This window comes from Lacibacter sp., from assembly GCF_035299325.1.
Taxonomy (GTDB): domain Bacteria; phylum Bacteroidota; class Bacteroidia; order Chitinophagales; family Chitinophagaceae; genus Lacibacter.
The window spans coordinates 314,361-336,542 of record NZ_DATGWT010000025.1; the positions used below are offsets into that span (position 1 = coordinate 314,361).

A 22,182-nucleotide genomic window follows, 5' to 3' on the forward strand; every position below is an offset into this window, starting at 1 on the left:
CCAAACAAAAACTTTCCAAAATTATGAAAAAAAGGAAAACTCATGATTTAATTATACGTGCTATGAAATTTACAATGGGGCAAATAGTTATAGCATTGATTTTTATTTGTTCGCTTTATGCAAATGATGGGGCTGGTCAGGGAGTCTTGGATCGTACCATTACTATTAATGCCGATAACATTGAAATATCCAAAGTTATAGTACTCATCAAGTCCCAAATTGATGTAAAATTTGTTTACAGCTCTAAGGCAATTAAGGCAACACGTAAGATTAGCGTTAAGGCTCAGGATAAAAAACTTGGAGATTTCATTAATGATTTTTTCAAGCCACTGGGTATAAGTTATACGGTAGTCAACAATAAAATACTGCTTTACAACACATCCAATAACATCGCATACTCAGATAGTATTCTTAATGATATAGAGTTGTTGGTAAATACAATACAATCAAGAATTATTAGTGGAGTGGTTTTGGATGAAAAAGGCACACCGTTAACCGGTGCAACTGTTCAATTGAAGTCGAATAAAAAAATTGCTACACGAACAGATGAATCCGGAAAGTTTAATCTTAATATTTTAGATGAGTCTTCTGTTGTACTTCAGATTTCTTTTGTAGGTTTTAAGACATTAGAGGTTACTGTTAGAAACGAAGAGCCGATTACTGTTAAATTAATGTTAGCAGAGAAGGAAGGGGAAGAAGTTATTGTTGTTGGTTATGGCACACAACGAAAGCGTGATGTTACAGGATCTATCTCACGAGTAAGCGAAAGTTCAATTAAACTTACTCCTGTTAATAGTGCTGATCAGGCGCTTCAAGGTAGGGTAGCCGGTGTTCAAGTAATGCAAACAAGTGGCGCTCCAGGTGGAGCAGTCCAGGTTAGAGTTCGTGGAGTAAACTCTACCGCAGGAGGTGGAGCCAATCAACCGCTTTATGTTGTAGATGGTGTTCCTTTGTTTTTTAACGAGGGACTAAATAGTTTATCAGTAGGTAACGAAGGTCAATCAGGAGGAGCTGGATCTAATGGTGCAAGTCCCTTGAATACAATTAGTCCTAATGATATCGAATCTATTGAAGTGTTAAAAGATGCTTCTGCAACTGCTATTTATGGAGCCCGTGCAGCAAATGGTGTTGTTCTTATTACAACAAAAAGTGGAAGAGTTGGCAAACCACAGGTTTCCTTAAATGTTACGTATGGAGTTCAATCTATCCGTAAAAAGATTCCTATGCTTAATGGCAAAGAGCGAACAGCATTGCTTTTTGAACACAGAAGAAATCGTGGTTCAGCAGGAAACGAAGTGTTTGATATTTGGGCAGTCAATCCTTTTCTACTTCCCAAGGGAACAGATTGGCAAGACGAAGTTTTCAGATCTGCCCCTATAGCAAATTATAATCTTGCCGTTAACGGTGGTAACGAACGTATCACATATGCAATTTCCGGCGATTATATGGATCAGCAAGGTATTGTGATTAATACGCTGGCAAAGCGTGTGGGTTTACGTGTTAACATGGATGTTCGGGCTACAGATAAATTAAAATTCGGTACTCGTACAAACATCAGCAGTCAATGGGATAATAGTGTTGTTACTGATGAATTTTTTCAAAGCGAGTTGATGAATGTTCTGATGAATACGCCCATTTCACCTGTAAGAGATGCAAACGGCAACTATACAGGAAGACCAAATTCAGTTATTAACGAGGGGATGTTCATTGCAGGTGGCGCAAATGTTGTTGCCAACTTGATGGAGCGTGAGCGTACAGCATTAAGAAACAGGGTGATTACAAATATTTATGGTGAATACTCAATTCTGCCATCACTTAAATTCAAATCCTCCTTTGGTGTAGATTATTTATTAACTAACCTAAGAAATGTAAATCCATATTGGGTTAGAGGTATTGATATCAATCAGCCTGTCAGTGTAAGTCAAAGCAGAAATCTTACTTTCAACTGGATAGCTGAGCAAACGTTATCATTCACTAAAAAGTTCGGTGAACATGCGATCGATGCTGTTGCTGGTTTCTCTGCGCAAAATATCAACATTCAATCAATGTTTGCTTCTGCAAACGGATCGCTCAATAACAACTTAAATCAACTCAGCAATAATCCTACGTTTTCATCTATTGCAGGCGGAGAATCTGATCAAGGCCTTGTTTCACAATTCATAAGAAGTAATTACAGTTTCAAAGGAAAATATTTATTAACGGCAACAGTACGCAGAGATGGCTCCAGCAGATTTGGAGGAAATAATAAGTATGGTATTTTCCCATCTGCGTCAATTGGATGGAGATTGTCTAAGGAAAAATTCCTTGAAAACAATAAGGTTATTAATGACCTGAAGATAAGGGCAAGTTATGGCTCTACAGGAAATCAGGAAATTGGTAATTTTTTATTTGAACCACTCATGAGTGGCAACACAGCGGTGTGGGGCAATAGCTATGTGCCAGGGCTTGTTCCAGCTCGTTTCCCGAACCCGGATATACGTTGGGAACGCAACAATCAATTCGATGTTGGATTTGATTTATCGCTTTGGAATAGCAGAGTAAATATTACTGTAGACTATTATAACAAATTAACCGACGGTTTACTAGCACCCGCTCCTATGTCAGTTATATCAGGGGTAGGTAATAGTTTTACAACAAATATTGGGAAAATCCGTAACTCAGGTTTTGAGTTTGCCATCAATACCGATATAATTAGAGGAAAGGATTTTACGTGGAATTTTGATTTTAATATCTCTACTAACAAAAATGAGGTAGTTAGTTTGGGGGATCAGCCATTTATCAATGGGCAATCGATATGGAGAACCGGCAGCTTTATTAACAGAACACAGGTTGGCCAGCCAATTGGTGCATTCTATCTTGTACAAACTGCTGGACAATACCTTACCTGGCAAGAAGCGGCTACCGCTCCCGTTTACAGAATTCAATCGCAACCATGGTTTGGTCCCGGTGATTTTATTCCAGTAGATCAGGATAAGGACGGAGATATAGATGATAATGATCGTGTGTGGAGTGGTTCTCCTTTCCCAGATTTTTTTGGAGGGCTGACTACTTCTCTGCAATATAAAAACTGGAATCTTACAGTATTTGCACCCTTTCAGCATGGAAATTTAATCTGGAATCAGCCATTTTTAAACGCTACAACATTTGAACGCAATGTGTGGCGTAGTGTGTATGATAACCGGTGGACGCCCAGTAATCCTACGCAGACAACAAGTATTCCTATCCCAAGAAATAATAATCCTATTATGGCAATACCATTCTATTTACAGGATGGCTCTTTCCTGAGAATCAGAACTATCTCATTGTCATATGATGCTCCTGTTTCTAAAATTAAATTTGTGAAGTTTTCAAAAATAAGACTGTTTGTGCAGGCTAATAACTTCTTCGTATTCACAAAATACCAGGGCTGGGATCCCGAAGTGAATAGTTTTGGTTCTAACGTAACGACAAATGGTATTGATATCGGAGCATATCCTCAAGCCAAAAGTGTAGTCTTTGGTCTTAACCTCAATTTTTAAAAAGGATCAAATCATTGAATATGAAAAAAATTATTAAGATATATATTCTGCTTGTTTTTGTTTTTGCAATGAATGCAGGATGTAAAAAGGTGCTGAATCCTGAGCCAATCGGGCAATTAACTTTGGATGCGAATTTCATTGATTTTAATGGCTCCTTGAATGCTGTAAATGGCATGTACGCAACTCTGTCGAACGGAAATTTAATAAGAGGGGCTAATGCATGGATTGAAATTGATCAGGCGAGTGATGATGTAATGAGCGTAAGTGCTCCTTCTGGCCTGTATAATTTTGTAGACTATTTCGAATTGGTTCCCGATAATGCTATCACCTATAATATCATGGATGATTTTTATAGAGTAATTTATCGTGCAAATATTATCATCGATCGTGTTCCTCAAATTAGTTTTCCTACAGCTTTTCAGTTAAATGGTACACGAACATCTTTCAAAGATCAGTTTATAGGAGAGGCTCATTTTTTACGTGCTTTTTCCTATTATAACCTTGTTCGAATTTTTGGAGGTGTGCCTCTTCATATTACGCCAATTTCAGGACCCTCCGCTGTTAACAAGGCACGGTCTGATGCAGCAGCAGTATACCAGCAAATTGAACTTGATTTAAACGAAGCAATTGCTAAGCTCCCTTTAAGTTATACAGGCACTGGTACAGGAAATGAAAAAGGACGAGCTACTCGCTGGTCTGCGCAACTCCTTTTAGCAGAGGTGCAGTTAACACAGAAAAAGTATGCTGAGGCTCGTACGAATGCATTGGCTGTAATTAATAACTCAGGTGGATTCAGATTAAACAATACATACCAGGCTTCTTTTCCTGCACTTAATGGAGGAAATGAAAATACCCAAGAATCGTTGTTTGAAATTCAATTCAGCAGCTCAGGTTTAGGAGCAAATGCGACAGCGCCGGTTGGTCATAACCTGTCATGGATTATGGGTCCAACCAATGAACTCGTTGGTGGCGTTGCTTCATTGGCAAGGCACAGACCTACCGATAATGCTTCTCCTGATAATGAGCCGGGGTTTACGGGAGGTTTAATTCAGGAATTTGAAACTGGAGATTTAAGAAAGGATGCAGCATTTCATATTGTTCAAGGAGATGGTGGGATTCAACGATGGTTAACAAAAAAATGGTGGGAAGGAGGTCGTGCGTCTTCATCCACCGGTAATTACGTTTTGTATCGTGTTGCTGATGCCTACTTAATTTATGCGGAAGCGCAAAATGAAGCTGGTGGTCCCGATGCAACAGCTATTGATTTTATTAATCAATTACGCCGGAGGGCATTTGGTTTGTCATTAAATACAGCATCAGCAAAAGATATTAATCCGGTACAATCACAAGCTTCATTCAGAGATATTGTTCGCAGTGAACGCAGAAAGGAATTAGCCCTGGAAAATAAAAGATGGTTCGATTTGTGTCGGTATGGATTTACATATGCCAACCAGGTATTAAATACCGGACAAAAGCGAACAAAGTTCAACCAGAATAAAATGCTTTTCCCATTCCCTCAGATTGAGTTAATCAACAATCCGTTGTTAACGCAAAATCCCGGATACGGAAATTAAAAACCTTAAAATTTTTGAAAATGATTTGCTTAGATAAAAAAACTGCATTCGTACTATTGGCATCGATATCAATTATGATTACCTCTTGCAAGAAGGAGGATGAGGGCATGGATGAAATGAAAGATATGGCCAAAGTGGTTTTTGTTAACGCAACTGTAAATAATGGCGCCACTTCTGCTTTGGCATCAAGAGAAGTTGGTATTTATCCGGTATACAATGGATTAAATTATAATAACCATCCAATTCAATTTCCATTTACGAATGGCTACAAAGCATTTCCGCCTCCTACATTACGAATGCAATTTGACACTTGTTTCTCACCAGGCACTTCTCAACCTAATTATTTGGGAAGAACGAAAGTAATGGAGTTTAATCTTCCTGTGCAAGCCGATAACTATTATTCTCTGTTCAGTGTTGGTACTATTTATAATGTTGATACTTTTTTTGTAAGAGATGATGTGTCTTTACCTACAAAAGGTAAGGCTCGTATTATTTGTTACAATTTGAGCATTGATGCTGGTCCAATTGATATCGTAAACAGCAGTACAGGACAAGTTGTTTATGCCAATCTTGCTTATAAGGCTCGACCGGCATATATTGAAATTGATCCGGGTAACTATCGGTTTCAAATCAATGCAGCCGGTACATCCACTGTACTCCGAGCAGCTAGGGATCTGATTATTGATGCCAACAGTGTTTATACTATTTGGGCAAGAGGCATGCGCACTCCTCCGGCAGGAGCAATGGGAAACCATCCTTTGCAATTAAGTTATCACGCAAACAGGTGGTCTTTTTAGTTTGATTTAAGCAGTTGTTCCAGATTTAAAGTTTTGGCAAGATCATCTAGTATAGGGCCTTTTAGTCTTAAAGGGCCCCCTTATTTCCCTATCTATAAACTTCTGATTACATGTGGAAGAAAGTAGCTAGCTGTATTCTGTGGGTTTTTATTCATAGCCAGATTTTTTCACAGTATAACACAGTGGATAAACTTCAACTGAAAACGTCTAACAGTAGTTTTTATGGTTACACTATGCACGACTTTATTTACAATGGCAGGGCATGCAAAATTGTTATTCCACATAAAACCGCTAAGGGAAACCCATGGATATGGCGTGCAAGATTCTGGGGGCACGAACCTCAAACAGATACAGTATTGTTGAGTAAAGGTTATCATGTTGTGTATTGTGATGTAGTAGAGCTATATGGTAATAACTACGCTGTTAAAATTTGGAATAAGTTTTATGCACTGATGCAAAAAGGTGGATTGGCAAAAAAAGTGGTGTTGGAAGGAATGAGCAGAGGAGGTTTATATATCTATAACTGGGCTGCTGAAAATCCGGATAAAGTTGCATGTGTTTATGCTGATGCTCCGGTTCTTGATATAAAAAGCTGGCCTGGAGGTTTGGGAAGTGGACCAGGGTCACAGCCAGAGTGGGACTCTTGTAAGAAAGCGTGGAATTTATTTTCGAAAGATCAAATAAGAAGATTTAAAAATAGTCCGCTTGATAAAGTGAAAAAGATTGTGAAAGGCGGTTATCCTATGCTGCATGTTTGTGGTGAAGATGATGAAGTTGTACCAATGTCTGAGAATACAGATTTATTTGAGCAAAGAGTTCGAGCTCATGGAGGAAATATAACTGTTCTCCGGAAAAAGGGTGTTAAACATCATCCACATAGTTTAAAAGACCCAACGGTTATTGTGGATTTTATTTTGCGAAGTAATAAAATTCAATAATTGAAATGCCGCAACTATTTCTGTTCAGGTTGCTTAGAATTGAAATAGAGTAAATACTCATTTTTAAAAACAGGAAACTATTCACTGTAAAAAATTAAACAGTCTCTCAAAAAAAAGGGTAGAGCATTCGTGTATAAACTCAATTCAAAAATGATCGTTGCCAGACAACTAAATATAGGTTTGATAGCAATCTTTGCTACACTATTATTGTGTACAAATGAAGCTGCTTTTGGCCAGCAACATGATCCATTTGCAGAAATTGGAAACAAGGCCGCTGCTACCCGTACTCATTTGTTGATAACACCCAAACCGGAAATCTTACCCAATATTATACTGCCAATTGCAAAGAGTAACAGAGGCTTTAAGCCATTAGATAAAATGGATACACAGGAGGAGTTGCAACAGGAATTACAAAAAATGCGAAAGCAATATGAACCCTTCCTAAAAAACATTGCCCCACAAATACAGAATAAGCGTATTTCTTTTTCTTTAGAAAAATTTGATTGGCGTATTGAAACAGCCGCTGATCGTAGAGACTTTCTTAATGTGGTAAACGGTAAGGGGCAGTGGCAATCTGTAAGTATTCCGCACTATGGCCCGCCAATTGGCAAAGCTGTTACATACTATCGTACAAATTTAAATCTTCCAACTGAAGCTTTTGCTAAAGATGCTTTGTATATCGTATTCAAAGCGGTTGATTACAAAGCGCATGTATTTATTAATGGAAGTTACATTGGATCGCACGAAGGTGCTTTTGCAGCATTTGAATTTGATATTACAGCGCATGCACATGCTGGTGAAAATATACTCCTGATAAAAGTGGAAAATGACTATCCGATGATGGGACATGTTGGCGATGATGGTCGAAAGTTTGATGGAGATAAAGTTTATGCAGCTACCGGACTTGGTTATGATGATCCTGCTTTGGGATGGCATCATAATCCACCGGGTATGGGTATTTACCAGGATGTTTTTGTTGAGACCAGATCATCACTTCATATCAACAATGTTTTTGTACGACCGATACGTGATACGGATACTGCAGAGGTATGGCTGGAAATAAATAATACAGAAACGTCAAATCGAAAAATTAAGATAAAGCATTCATTGTACGGGAAGAACTTTCAACAAACAGTTTATGCTGATGCTGTTTATGAGCCTGTAACAGTTCACGTACCCGGAGTTGGTGATTTGGTAAAGCCCAGCGATTGGGAACGGAAGCAGATGTTAATGGGTAAAGGAGTTAACTTTTTACGTTTTCAAATACATGTTCCGAAAAGCCGACGTTGGAATCCTGACAATCCATGGTTGTATCAGCTGCAGGTTTGCTTACAAAATGAAAATGGTGAAATAACAGATGTAGCTGTTCAGAATTTTGGCATGCGTTCTTTCTATATGGATACTCTGCATTCTCCAAAAGGAGCAATGTATTTAAATGGCAATTTCATTCGCTTGCATGGCGCCAATACAATGGGATCTTTCATGCGAGCAGCAAAAGAAAAAAACTGGAGACAGTTAATTGACGATATCCTGCTTGCTAAAATAGCGGGCATGAACTATATACGTATGACGCAATTTCCTGTTCAACAGGAAGTGTATGATTACTGCGATCAATTAGGGTTAATGACACAAAGTGATCTTCCGCTTTTCGGAGTGCTCCGTCGCAATCAATGGTCTGAATGTATACGGCAGGTTGTTGAACTGGAACGTCATGTGCGATCTCATCCAAGCAATATCATCATCAGTTATATCAATGAGCGTTTTCCTAATGCAGAAGGTAATCCTCAAAGGCATCTTGATTCATACGAAGATTTTGAACGTTTTTTTACAGCAGCTGATCAGGCTGTGTTACTGCAAAACCCGGACCAGGTTATTAAAGCAGGTGATGGTGATTATGATCCGCCATCTCCAGGGTTGCCGGATAATCATGTATATAACGGTTGGTATAATGGTCATGGTTTAGGGCTGGGCGAAATGTATAAAGGTTATTGGTTGCCTGTAAAACCAGGATGGTATTATGCATGTGGTGAATTTGGATCGGAGGGACTCGATTTTTATAATACCATGCAGCAGTATTATCCAAAAAACTGGTTACCTGCTTCAGGTACAGACGAAAAGAACTGGACTCCAAACGTTATTGCAATGTCGCAGACGTATCGTTTCCATTACATGTGGTTCAATCGTCAACACTCAGTACAAAGTTGGATCAAAGAAAGTCAGGAACACCAGGCATGGGTTACAAAACTTACTACAGAAAGTTTTCGACGCAACAATAGTATTGTATCCTTTGCTATTCACTTATTTATTGATTCATGGCCTGCCGGCTGGATGAAGAGTATAATGGATGTAAACCGACAAGCTAAGAAAGCATATTTCGCATACAGGCATGCTCTTGCACCACTGGCGGTGAGTTTACGCAGCGACAGGAACCAGTTCTTTTCCGGTGAGGAAATTTCCATTGAAGCATGGATAGCAAATGATAAAAATGAAATACCTGCAAGTTATCAACTGCAATTTCAATGGGAGAATGGCAACCAGGTAATTGCTTCAGGCAAAGCTGATTCAAAAATTGTATCGAATGGAAGTTCTTTTCAGGGTTTCATTAAAATGCAAGCTCCCGAAGTAAACAGACGAACTCACTATACTTTACGTATTCAAATTGTAAACGAAAAAGGAATTGCTTTTCATGAAAATGAATTTGAAGTAGATGTTTTTCCTGTTACAGCAAACAGTGAAAAAAAAGTTTGGGTAAGTGGTGGAGCAAACGGAACAGGTGTTCAATTAACAGAACAGTTAGGGCTAACAGTAGTTGCTGATCCTGCTAAAGCTGCGGTCCTTTTAATTGACAGTATAAACGTGTATGTGCAGAAAAAAGAATTTTTTGATTCATTAGTGCAAGCAGGAAAAACGATTTTATTCCTGGAGCCTCCTGCTGGTCAGCATTTGCTTGTAAGGGATACTGTACTGGTTTCAAAAACAACAATGGGACAATACTACTTTGCTTCTCCTGTATTAACAAACCCTCGCATGAAAAGTTTTAAAGCAAGGGATTTCTTTTTCTGGTATAACGGAGTTGTAGAACATGTACGCCCATTTCTAAGCGAAATGTCATTAGTAAAAGGATGGGAGCCATTGCTGTTAACAGGGCAAACAGGTTGGGTTGGCAATAACAATTATGCGTTTGCTGCGGCAGAAAAAAAGATAGGGAGAGGAATGAGTCGTATTTGCCATATACAATTAATAAACCGTGTTCAGTTCAGTCCTGTAGCAAAACAATTTGCAATGATGTTGTTTCAATCAAACAGTACTAACAAATAATTATAGATCCAATGCCAACAACAATTTTATGAAGAAAGGTTGTCGCCTCTGAAACTCCAGTATAATTAACTTAAAACTAATTGAAGATGAAAAAAAATGTCATCTGTTTATTGAGTGTGCTATTGCTTATAGCAATTCAACAGGTAAAGGCCCAGCACAATTACGCTGAGCTGCTTCAAAAATCAATCTATTTCTATGATGCACAACGTTCCGGAACAATGCCATCATATGGCTACAATCCTGGACAAAATCGGGTGCGTTGGATGAGTAACCAACATACTTACGATGGATATGACCTGGTTTTGACAGGAGGATCAATGATCAATGGTCATGGGCAGACAATTACTGAAGCAAACAAAGTCGGAGCCTTACAAGGAGGTTTTCGGGATGCCGGCGACAATCCAAAATGGAGTCAGTCAATAACATTTGCAATCAATGGCCTTGCATGGTCGGGTATTGAGTATCGCAATCAATTGTTAAGTACCGGACAAATGCCTTATCTTCTGGCAAATGTAAAATGGGGTACAGATTATCTTTTGCGGTGCTTTCTTTCTACTAACCCTGATAATCCTGCAACATACAAGATTGTTTTAGTAGTTTCTGACTACAGAGCAGAGCAGCAAGTTGCTACTTCATCTGAATTACATCCGCACCGTAATCCGCAACGACCACATTTTTATGCAGATAAAGACGCACCTATGACAGCAACTGTTGCAAACATTGCGTCCGCACTTGCAACTTCTTCTGTTCTGTTCCGTCAAAACGGAGATCCTGTTTATGCCGATAAATTGTTGCAGGCATCAAAGCGTATATATAATTTTTGTCAGACATATTGGGGGTATGGTTTTTACAAGCGTGCAGATGGTACTATCAGACAAAAAACCTCAGCACTTTCTGATAGCTATTTTGCGAACTATGCGCCCGGCTTCAGCAATAGTAATCTGCCTAAAATAATTACACAGGCTAATAATAAACAGGCTGCAGGTGCAGATTATCTTGCTGAACCCACGGATGTAAATTCACAAACATTTTTACATAGCCCGCAATCATTACAGGCAAATCTCGGTAATTATGATTACGATGGATCCCGATCAGCTGCTGGTCTTATTCGTAACCTTGCTGATAATGTCGCTTTTGCAGCAATATGGCTGCACCAGGCAGAAAAAGCTGCAGGTGCAGCCGGAAATTTTTATTTAACCGAAGCCCAAAACCTGGCAGAAATAATTGCTACGGACTTGAGTGCCACAGGTCCCTTCTGGAACCCTACACGCACCGATGGCTCTGCAGCAGGTGGCGGCGGCGCATTTCCTTTCGGCTTGCATCAGGTATTTGATTATCGTATTCCAGTTGCACTTTTATTAACCCGCCTCGTTCAAACAGAACCTAAATACAAGCAATGGTTAGAACAGTCTTTGGACAATCAAATCAATCGTGGCACCACTCCTGGTGGAATGGCACTGTTGGCGGGAGAAAAAAACTGGGGGCCGATAGAACAAATAAGCCCGGCAATCTTTTTTCATCTTTTGTATAGTCAGGAAGTAAAAGATCCCACGAAAAAGAACCGCTATGAAAATTTCGGTAAAAAGCAAATTGCTTATTTCCTCGGAGCAAATCCAGAAAACCGTTGCTACGTAATCGGGTATAAACCAGCAGGTGTTATCAGTACCAACATTGGTCTGCACGCAAATGCTTTGGGCTCAAACGGAGGTTTTGATGATTACAATCCTGCAAAAAGTTCTTTCCCTAATGGCAAGCTGTCAAATAGTTCTAGTGGCATTACAGAAAGTCGAAACGGAGCTGGTGAAAACAGAAATATGCTTTATGGAGGGTTGATTGGCGGCCCATCTACCGGAACAGGCAGTGATGCACCTGCAGATAAATATGCCAATCCTGATGGATCACCTATCACAACAATATCTACGAGGGCTAACCGATCCGAAGTTGCTACATTTTATCAACCTTACTGGATAGGCGCAATGGCCCATATGGTTAAAGAAAATGGAGGATCACCGTTGCCGGCAGATTTTGCAAAAGAAGGGTTGCCTGATGGAGAAGATATTCCTGATCCTGTTCCTTCAAATTCAAAATGGGCAAGAGAAGAATTTTTCAACGAAGCAAAAATTGAAGCCACACCTACTGCAACAGTCAATACGTTGAGAATACGTGTGAATAACAAAAGTCGTTGGCCACAACGGATTATTGATAAGGCTTCTTTCAGATATTATTTCACGTTAGAGTCTGGAGTAAATGTTTCTCAGATTGAATTATTGAATCCATACAGTGCATTTGTATCTACTTGTCCTGCTGATGCAGACGGTGCAACACTCAGTAATTCAACAGAAGGGCTTATAACAAAAAGTAATCCAACGCATGGTTCAGAAAATAATGACGTTGTAGTTGTTTCAACGGATGCTGCCGGGAACAGATTATGTTATATTGAAGTTTACTTTAAAAAGCCAAGTCTTGCTACTTACAATTATCTTTTTGATAATCCTTCATCTGTAACAAATGGCCGCTATGCATGGCGTGTTGTAAAAGATCCTTTGGCAGCGGCCCAAAAGATGTTAACAGATGGTGCTGTATGGAATCCCGTTCCGGGATTAATACCTGCTGATGGAAGAACAGATTTTGAAGTGATTGCACCATGGGGTGTTTATCTTAGTAAGAATATCGGGTATGCGGGAAATTTCACTACACGGCAGGCAGTAATTCGTCTTACATTTTCCGGCACGAACAATATAGCCAACGATTGGAGTTACGCCAATCTTGTAAGTGGTTCAACTGCTAACCCATTACCTGCAATGAATATTCCCATTTATAATGATGGGCAATTGCTGAGCGGCGATGTACCTGAACAACCTGGTCAGGTTCCAGGTGTACCACCAGCAGCTCCTGCACCGGTGCATGATTATAAGAAAGCATTGCAAAGAGCATTATACTATTTCGAAACACAGCGCTCCGGTAATTTGACAGCTGGTGTAAAATTACCCGGTGGTACACAATTATCAAACCGTGTTAACTGGCGTGGAAATGCGCATCATGCAAATAGCACACAAGGTGGTGATTTATTTCCTGATATCAATCTTGTAGGCGGTTTGTACTCAGCAGGTGATGATTATCTTAAATCTTCATGGACAATGTCTGCAGCCGGCTCACTGTTGGCCTGGAGTACACTGGAATTTCCATCAGCTTTCGATGGTCAAAAGGATCATCTGTTAGGTACTCTTAAGTATATCAACGATTATTTTCTGCAAAGTATCGTTTACGGCAGCGAGAGTGACTTTACTTCTTATAAAATTCACTTGATGGTTACCGATCGCAAAGCGGCAGCAGTTGCTCCGAATAATTATCTGCTTCGCCATCAAAAGTGGGCTTCGGCGGAAGTAATGCATGAGTTTGATAACAACGATCCTGAAAAACCTGTTCGCAGATATTTCTATGCAGATAAGGATGCTCCTTCGGTAACAATGGTATCTGCTATGGCTGCAAGTTTAGCTGCAAGTTCTAAAGTATTCCGTAACGAAGGCGGAGCGGAGAATATTGCTTATGCTGATATGTTGCTTACAGCTTCCAGAAACTTATACAACTTCGTATTCTATTTTACGCATGGTGCAGGTAAGATGCTTAATTATACAGGTCAGAATTTCAGCACCAGAACGCTTGGTTCGTTAGGAGGATACAATGGAGCAAACGGTGCCAATATAAATGGCGTAATGAAAGATGCAAATGGAACAATGGTACGACATGATCCTTACCTGTATCCTGCCAATACAACCATTTTCACTTCTTCAGGTAGCCGCCCTGCAGCAATTGCAGGGGCCAATGGAGTTTTAGGATCAGGCAGTACACCTGTAGTTACGAGAATGAACTTTAACGGTACGCAACCTGTAGGTACAGGAGCTGAGTATGATGCACCCGTTCCGGACTATCATGAAATGCCTGATGATTACCTGACCAACTCATCTACTGTTAGCCGCTTCCTGCATGATGATTTATGTTGGGCAGCACTTTGGCTCAACCAAGCCGAAACAGATGCTGCAGCTGCATCAGCAAGACTTAATGAAGCCATTTCATTCTTCTCCGCTTTTCAGACCGACATAAATGCTACAGGTACTTCTCAAGGAAATTCTTCGGGCTTTCATTGGTATCGTGTACCTGCAGCAATTATTCTTCACAAGTTGAAAGCTCCATTGCCATTTGGTGCTGTAACTTCTTATGCAACCCGCATTGAAAATTACGCAGGTGCTAATGCTTCTGCACCGGCAGCAAATACTTTACTTGCAAATGCTGCAGCAAATGGTGGATTCATAAACACTACCAACAACAGAATGCAGCGTCCGGGAGGTTCGGCACCTCCAAATCTTTTTGCCTGCATGAATTTGCTGGCATATGCCAATGTAATGAATGCAGAAATCCCTGCGCCAACAGGAACCAGGTTAGATCTGCAAAACAAGTTTATCGAAGTAGCTAAAAGGAATATCGATGGAATGTTAGGTACTAATAACAACAACCGCAGTTTCATGATTGGCTACGATAGCCAAAATATTCCAGGGCTGTCAGGCGTAAACGGAATTACGGTCAATCATAATCGCACTGCATTAGGATATTTTGCAGGAATTGGTCACCGTACAGCCGGAACAAATTCAAACTATCGACTTACTGCACGGCATACACAAGACGGAGGTATTGTTAGTGGTCCGCAAGCTACTTACAATGGTAGTTATACCCGTGAAAATGTTTTGTCAACTGCAAGCACAGCCTGGGCAACTGAGGGCAATGAAACATCAATTGTAACGAATGCGTTCGCTGTATTTGGTCTGGGCTATCTGGCAAAGGATGGTTCAGGATCTCTATCTGACGATTTTCCAAAGCCTGTGCAAAAGGATGATGAGGTGTTTGTTGAGGCCGGGATTGTAAGCAATAACAGTACATCAACTACTATCCGTGCTACTATCAACAATCGTTCCTTGTGGCCTGCTAAAGCGTACAATGATCTTCGTTTCAGATATTACTTTACCCTTGAAGATCCTGCTGGTCTTACCAGTCAGACTATTACCGGTCATGATGCGTCTTTAGCACCAACTATTTCTTCACCGGTATTGGTTTCCGGAAATACTTATTACGTAGAGATTGCTTTCACTGATAAAATTTTCCCCGGAGGTGAGGATAATGTGAGCGGACGTTCAAATGCATACACACCGGCAGGTACCTTACCTAATGTACCAATGCACTTCCGCAGGACTGTTGTATTTCAATTGAATCATACCAGTTCTTTTATTGATAATAACGATTGGTCTTTCGCAGGCCTTCCTGTCATTAGCTCGTCTGTACGGCCAATTAAAAGCAAACAAATTCCTGTATATGATGGAAACACAAAACTGTTCGGTAACGAACCTGGTAATTTTGATTTTGAATTGTGGCTGGATGAAAATGAAGATGGTGTTATTAATGGATCTGACTATCGGGTTAATGGCAATAGTACAGCTGTTGACTTTGGCAGTACAACGCCGGGGATGCCTGTACAGAAGCAATTCATAGCCCGCAATACAACACCTGCTGCTATTACAATTAATCCATTGTGGCAATTGCCTGCCGGCTTCAGCAGAGTTGAAGAAGGCGCAGTAACTGTACCTGCCGATAATGGCATAACCTTATTGCAGCTGCGTTTTGATGCAAATACGTTGTGTACACAAAGCGGAGAAGTTATCTTCAATACAAATGCATCTAATCCACTTGAAAATCCATTTAAGTTTTATGTAAAAGGATATGTTGGCTATGCCGGTGTTACGGTATTAGATGGTGTACAGGCTCTGCAAAATGAATCTGTAATTAACCTGGGAACTACTTTGCAGGGAAATAGTGTTGCGAAGGTTATAACAATCCAGAATGAAGGATGCGAGCCATTAACTCTAAGTAATCTCAGTATCCCATCAGGATTTACATTATTGAATGCATTTCCGAATACAGTTGCGGCAGGTGAAACAGTAGCATTAGAAGTACAGGCATCAGCATGTGTACCAGGTATACAAAGCGGTGTGCTTTCGTTTGGTACAAATGATCCACAACGCTCAACGGTTAGTTTGCAACTGCAGGCAGAAGTACAGGAACAAAATCTGCTGGCAAATGCAGGTGAAGATCAGACTGTTTGTTTAGGCAATCCGGTTACTCTAAATGCAGCCACATTGCCTTCCGGCAACCCTGTTTTCTCTGGACAGTGGACAATTGTAAATGGTACAGGAACATTTGACGATGCAAACAATCCTCAAACAATATTTACCCCAACCTCAGGGCCAGGTGAATATTTGCTGAAATGGACTATCAGCAACGGATTGTGTGTAAGCAGCAATGATCAGATGGCAATTAACATATTGCCTAATAAGCAACCAACTGCGGAAGATATTGCAAACCTGATGTTGCCATTTAATGCATCTGCACAAACAGTTAATCTTACTGGAATAAATATTGGCAATTGTGAGGCCGGACAGCAGATTAGCATAACAGCAACATCATCCAATCCTGCACTTATCATTCCGTTTGTAAACTATAGCAGTCCGTCTTCAACAGCAACAGTGAATTTTACACCTGCTGCAAACACTGCCGGTACCGCAGTTATCACTGTAAAAATTAAAGATGATGGCGGAACGCAAAACGGAGGAGTTGATGAAATAGTTAAAACATTTACGGTAACAGTAAATAAAGGCGAACAATCGATTACGTTCCATCCTCTTGCTGATGTGCTTTATCAAAGTAATCCATTGCTCAGTTTTGAACTTACAGGTACAACAACATCAGGTTTGCCGATTAGTTACAGTGTAACTGGTCCGGTAACACTTACAGGTAATTTGCTTACGATAACAGGTATTGGTCCGGTTACAATTACAGCTGCGCAGCCAGGGGATGACAACTATCTTGCTGCGGCTTCAATTACCCGCACGTTCAACGTAACCACAACAGAAATGGAAAAAGGCGTGAAGCCGATTGTTGAATGTGTCACCAATAATGGCAATGGTACGTACACAGCCTGGTTCGGTTACAAAAATGATATGGGAATGCCTGTGTTTATTCCTGTGGGTGCTACGAACTACATTACACCAGCTTTACAAAATGGAGTTCAGGTTCAATCATTCCAGGCAAGTAATTCAGGACGTTTTCAGAAGGTATTCAGCATCGTATTTCCGTCTACAGGAACAGTATCGTGGTCATTAGCAGGTCCCGATGGCAAATTAAGAACTGCTACGGCTACGGCTTCTTCAACAGTTTGCCCGCTTACTACTTCTGCTTCATCAAAAAGTACAAGCTCATTTTTACAGCTTGAAGTTGAAAGAAAAATGCATGTATATCCAAATCCAGCAACAAGCAGAGTAACGATCAAAATTCCATTGTTACAATGTAATAATGCCCGAATCTGGATTGTAGATAGTTATGGCAGACCATTGCAGGAACATAAGTTGCAAAAAGGACAATCAACAATTGAGATAAATGTTAACCGCCTCTCTTCAGGACGTTATTTCGTTAAGTTGACAGATGGAGGTGAACGTTATCTTGAACCATTAGTGATTATTCATTAAAAGAAAATCTCAATCCAAAGCCTGTAAAACAGGCTTTGGATTTTTTTTCGACACTGTTACATGATGTTTATTTTTTCATTTTCTAAAATAGTACTGCAACGTATTTACATGTTAGTTGGTTTCGTCATGATTGCATTATGCAGTCTGGCACAAACATCTTTCATGGAAAAAAAACTATCTGCTACACGCTCGGAGATTGTATTAAATGGTACGTGGATGTTTCAACCAGCAGTTACAGGAGAACCTGATTCAGATTGGGGTACTATCCGGGTGCCGGGTGCATGGGCCATTGACGGAGCTTGGTGGACTAAAACACCAGTAGTAATAACGAAAGGAGCTACTTCTATTTGGGAAACTGATTTGAAGAAATTAAACAAAGCGTGGTATCAGCAAGTTGTCACAATTCCCAAAAATTGGAAAGGGAGCTCTGTAGAACTGGAGCTCGAACGTGTGGCAACAGATGCAGTGATTTATGTAAACGAACAAAAGGCCGGCTCTGTTGAATGGTATTCAGGCAAAGTTGATATCACTCCATTTTTGAAATTCGGAACAGTGAATACTATTCGTATCCTTGTGGTTGCAACACCCGATCCAGGTGAAGTTGCAAATCTGATGGGTACTGCTGAAGCACAGGTGACCTTTGCAAAATCAAAACTAGCGACCCGTGGTATAACCGGAAATGTTATTGTACATCGCAAACCGGTAGGCCTTCAGATTACTGATGTTTTTATAAAAACATCAGTTCGTAAGAAAACGATTAGTGCAGATATAGAAATAAATGGACTGCATACAGGATTATCTTTAAAAATTCTGAATCGTGTTTTCGATAAGCAAAAAAAACTGGTTAAGCAATTCAGCAAAACAATACAAATTTCTACAGAAAGAATTCAGCAGGTAGTAGAAGTTGCTGATAGCTGGACAGATCCTCAACTATGGGATCTTGATCAACCGAATATGTATGAGCTTATCACAACTATTCTGGCTAATGACAAAATAATCGACGAGTATGTTCAGCCATTTGGCTTTCGTGAATTTTGGATCGAAGGAAAAAATTTTTATCTGAATGGCACAAGAATAAATCTGCGACCAACATTAGATCCGCCTGGCGATGGCATGCATGAGCTGATTGCAAACTCATTACAGGGTATGCGTAAAGCTGGATTTAATTTTGCAGAACTGTGGCCTTCTAATTTTGATGCAAGAGGAGAGATCAGAGATTGGCATGAAATAATGCACGTTGCCGACCAAAAAGGATTTTTATTGTCTGGAGTTGCATTGCCTTTTACTTTTTACATAGTTGACGGGAGTTATGCGTTCACCTGGAACAAACCCGGGATACAGGAAAAATGGCGAAACAGAATGTTGTATGAATTGAAGAAGCAACGCAATCATCCATCTGTAATAATGTGGGGTACGTCTGCCAATTTTTATGGCAATGCGCAAGATCAAAATCCATTGCATATAGGTCAAACAGGTTGGGTTAAGGAAAATGAATTCTGGCTTCGCAATGAAAAAGCTGCTAATGAGGCTATCGCCATGATTAAAAATACAGATCCAACTAGGCCTGTATTTACACATCATGGTGCATATGTAGGTGATGTACACACCCTTAATTTTTATCTGTCTTTAACTCCTTTGCAGGAGCGTGAAGATTGGTTGTCTCACTACAATCGTTTCGGACAAATTCCATTTATGGCTATTGAATTTGGAACTCCACTTCATTGCACATTCTTACGTGGGCGCAATGGCTATGGTAACAATATTCAAACTGAGCCGTTGGTTACGGAATTTGTAGCTGCATATACAGGCGAGCGAGCTTATTTAACCGAAACACAGGAATATCGTTCTTTAATACGGAACAATTTCTTGAGTGGTCAACAGTACAAAGCATGGAATAATCCTTTTGAAATGGAACGCATGCCGGCATTTCAGGAGTTACAATATTTATTCTCAAAAAATACCTGGCGGAGTTGGCGTACATGGGAAATCTCAGGAGGCATGGTGCCATGGAATCGGGGTCATGGATGGATACCCGATACTTCTGTAAAAACAATTGTAAAGATGCCTCCATTTACTGCAGGAAGAAGGGGTAATTATTTTCCTGAAGTAAGTAAACGCTCATACAACTATTTACAACCGGATGGATGGATCAAGATGCCCGGAGGTAAAGCTATCTCCGAAAACAATAACGAAGTACTCGCATATATTTCCGGAGAGGAACACAATTTCACTGCAAAAGATCATCACTACCGCAAAGGCGAGTGGATAAATAAGCATTTTTATTTCTTCAATGATTCTCGCATTCGGAAATTCTGTGAGTGGCAGGCAAGTGTAGTACTCGGCGGTAAAGAACTTATACGTAAAGCCGGGCTTTTATCTCTTCCTGCTGGCGAAAAGCGTGGTACAGCATTCCGTTTTCAATTGCCGGAAGAAAGTTTAAAGGGAAAAGAAGATGGAATGATTTTATTGCAAACCAAAATTGATGGGAAGGAGCTAAAAGATACATTTCATTTTCGCTCTTTTAATCCTGTTAAAGAGAATGCTGAAAAAACAATTATTGTTTTTGATCCAGAAAAGCAAACAACAGAAATGCTCCTGTCGTTAGGTTTTGCAGTTAAAGAATGGGATGGCAACTTAACGGCACCTTATGTTGTATTAGGAAGAAACGCAATGCAGCCAATGTACAAGATACCGGGTAACCTGGAGGCATATGTACATAATGGCGGTAAAGTATTATTGATGAACCAACATCCGGATAGCGTTTCAAGAAAAAAAGGATTTCGCACTTCACAGTTTGTATCACGATATGTTTTCATGGTTGATAAAAACCATAGGCTCTGGCAAGGTTTAGATGAATTGGATTTACGCAACTGGACTGGTGAGAGCAAACTTACTGAGTCATATCCCGATTATGTAAATCGAAAGGTACAGTTAGGTTCACATAATATTCCTTACTATGGCTGGCATTGGGGTAATCGTGGGGCTGTTGCTACCGGCGCAATTGAAAAGCCTCATCGAAGTGGCTGGCGTCCTCTGCTGCAATGCGAATTTGATCTGGCTTACTCTCCATTAATGGAGTTATCGTATGGCAAAGGGCATATTGTTTGGAGTAACCTTGATCTGGAAGATCATTATGAAAAGGATGTGGTAGCTGCTACGTTGGCAACCCGATTGTTGCATTACACCGATACGTTAACTCCACAGGTAAGAAACAGAGAAACGATACTTTGGGGTAATGATGCAGATGTTGAGTTACTTCAAAACACTGGAGTAGAATATCATTTCAACAAAGCCTTGAATGCACAAACTGATTTACTGATCATTGGTAACATCAGTGAATCGAAACAAAAAGAAGCAGAAGCATTTGTAGCAATGGGTGGTAAAGCATTGGTATTACCTCGTACGCAAGAAGGAGTTTTTATGACCATGAATTATCAAGTCGATACTGCATTCAACGGTGCATTCCAACTGCCTGAATGGCTTGAAACAGCAGGTCTCTCTATTAGTGATATGAGATATCGTAGTTCTCGGGCTACTGTTTTGCTAAAAGGTAATAAGAGCGAAATTGGAGCAGATGGTTTGTTAGGAAAAAGAAGAATTGGTAAAGGCATTGTAATTTTTACACAATTTGATCCTCGTCGTTTTGACGCTGACAGTCTTACATATTTTCGTTATACACGTTGGCGACAAACAAGAGCCTTAACACAGATGCTGGCTAATGTCGGCGCTTCATTTACAAACGATAGAGACATCTTCAGCCAGAAAACTTCAGATTTTATTGTTTCGTTAGATGGTCAATGGAAAGCTGCGATGACAAATCCGATGGCGGCAGCCGAGGAACCAAAAGACAAATACAAAGACCCGGGTATTTCTGCTGCTGCTTCTCAGTTGGTAAAAGCTGATGCAGACGAAAGAGGGATGATTGATGTTGAATCAGGTGTGGAGTTTGAAAAACTAAATTCCAATTGGTCTGCAAAGGATGGAGAGATCGTATATCGCAAAACGTTTACCGCACCTGCCTTTGCTGCAGAATCAAGTTTTCAACTTTCGTTGGGTGTAATTGATGATTACGATGAGGTCTATATCAATGGCATACTCATTGGTAAAACCAGCGAAGAAAAAGAACCGGTTTGGTCTTACAAACGCACTTACATTATACCAGCAGGCGTATTGAAAGAAGGAAAAAATGTGATTGCCATTCGTATTTGGGATACGTACGGAGGAGGAGGTTTGATGCCAGGAACAATTACTCGGGAGATCAAAGCACATAAGCTTAAAAATAATGGATTATATCATCCAGACTATATTGATGATTTTGAAATGGGAGATGATCCTTTTCGGTATTTCAGATGGTAATAACAGGACAACAAAATGACGAGGAAAATCACCGTCCTATGAACTGATGAAAATAAACACCTACCGTTTAAAGCCAATCGCTTGTAATAGCAGAAAAAACTGTAACAAGTCAA

At 40.1% G+C, this 22,182-nt stretch carries 7 protein-coding genes; all 7 read left to right on the forward strand.

All coding sequences use genetic code 11. From position 1 onward, the window contains the following. Positions 1-23: 23 nt before the first annotated feature. The 7 genes from VK159_RS15125 (at position 24) to VK159_RS15155 (ending at position 22,069) form a co-directional block, all read left to right on the forward strand. Entirely contained in the window at positions 24-3,518 is a 3,495-nt protein-coding gene (locus VK159_RS15125) for a TonB-dependent receptor (RefSeq protein WP_324230998.1), read from the forward strand. A 20-nt stretch (positions 3,519-3,538) separates the two neighbouring features. Then, positions 3,539-5,092, forward strand: coding sequence for a RagB/SusD family nutrient uptake outer membrane protein (locus tag VK159_RS15130; RefSeq protein WP_324230999.1), 1,554 nt, complete (start codon positions 3,539-3,541; stop codon positions 5,090-5,092). Between the two features lie 74 nt (positions 5,093-5,166). Further along, positions 5,167-5,889 carry a DUF4397 domain-containing protein gene (locus tag VK159_RS15135; protein ID WP_324231000.1) on the forward strand — a complete coding sequence of 241 codons (723 nt, stop codon included), beginning with the start codon at positions 5,167-5,169 and terminating at the stop codon, positions 5,887-5,889. 110 nt (positions 5,890-5,999) lie between these two features. Next, entirely contained in the window at positions 6,000-6,827 is an 828-nt protein-coding gene (locus VK159_RS15140) for an alpha/beta hydrolase family protein (RefSeq protein WP_324231001.1), read from the forward strand. Between the two features lie 150 nt (positions 6,828-6,977). After that, a complete protein-coding gene (locus VK159_RS15145; RefSeq protein WP_324231002.1) occupies positions 6,978-10,145 on the forward strand; it encodes a glycoside hydrolase family 2 protein in 3,168 nt (1,055 codons plus the stop codon). An 86-nt stretch (positions 10,146-10,231) separates the two neighbouring features. Continuing rightward, complete coding sequence (locus VK159_RS15150; RefSeq protein WP_324231003.1) at positions 10,232-17,713, forward strand: glycoside hydrolase family 9 protein; 7,482 nt, start codon at positions 10,232-10,234, stop codon at positions 17,711-17,713. 162 nt (positions 17,714-17,875) lie between these two features. Continuing rightward, positions 17,876-22,069, forward strand: a complete 4,194-nt coding sequence (locus VK159_RS15155) for a glycoside hydrolase family 2 protein (protein WP_324231004.1) — start codon at positions 17,876-17,878, stop codon at positions 22,067-22,069. The last annotated feature ends 113 nt before the right edge of the window (positions 22,070-22,182 follow it).

What these genes read in the sequence shown, in the direction of transcription:
- VK159_RS15125 (WP_324230998.1), top strand. Translation starts at nt 24, where the DNA reads ATGAAAAAAAGGAAAACTCATGATTTAATTATACGTGCTATGAAATTT.
- VK159_RS15130 (WP_324230999.1), top strand. Translation starts at nt 3,539, where the DNA reads ATGAAAAAAATTATTAAGATATATATTCTGCTTGTTTTTGTTTTTGCA.
- VK159_RS15135 (WP_324231000.1), top strand. Translation starts at nt 5,167, where the DNA reads ATGATTACCTCTTGCAAGAAGGAGGATGAGGGCATGGATGAAATGAAA.
- VK159_RS15140 (WP_324231001.1), top strand. Translation starts at nt 6,000, where the DNA reads ATGTGGAAGAAAGTAGCTAGCTGTATTCTGTGGGTTTTTATTCATAGC.
- VK159_RS15145 (WP_324231002.1), top strand. Translation starts at nt 6,978, where the DNA reads ATGATCGTTGCCAGACAACTAAATATAGGTTTGATAGCAATCTTTGCT.
- VK159_RS15150 (WP_324231003.1), top strand. Translation starts at nt 10,232, where the DNA reads ATGAAAAAAAATGTCATCTGTTTATTGAGTGTGCTATTGCTTATAGCA.
- VK159_RS15155 (WP_324231004.1), top strand. Translation starts at nt 17,876, where the DNA reads ATGGAAAAAAAACTATCTGCTACACGCTCGGAGATTGTATTAAATGGT.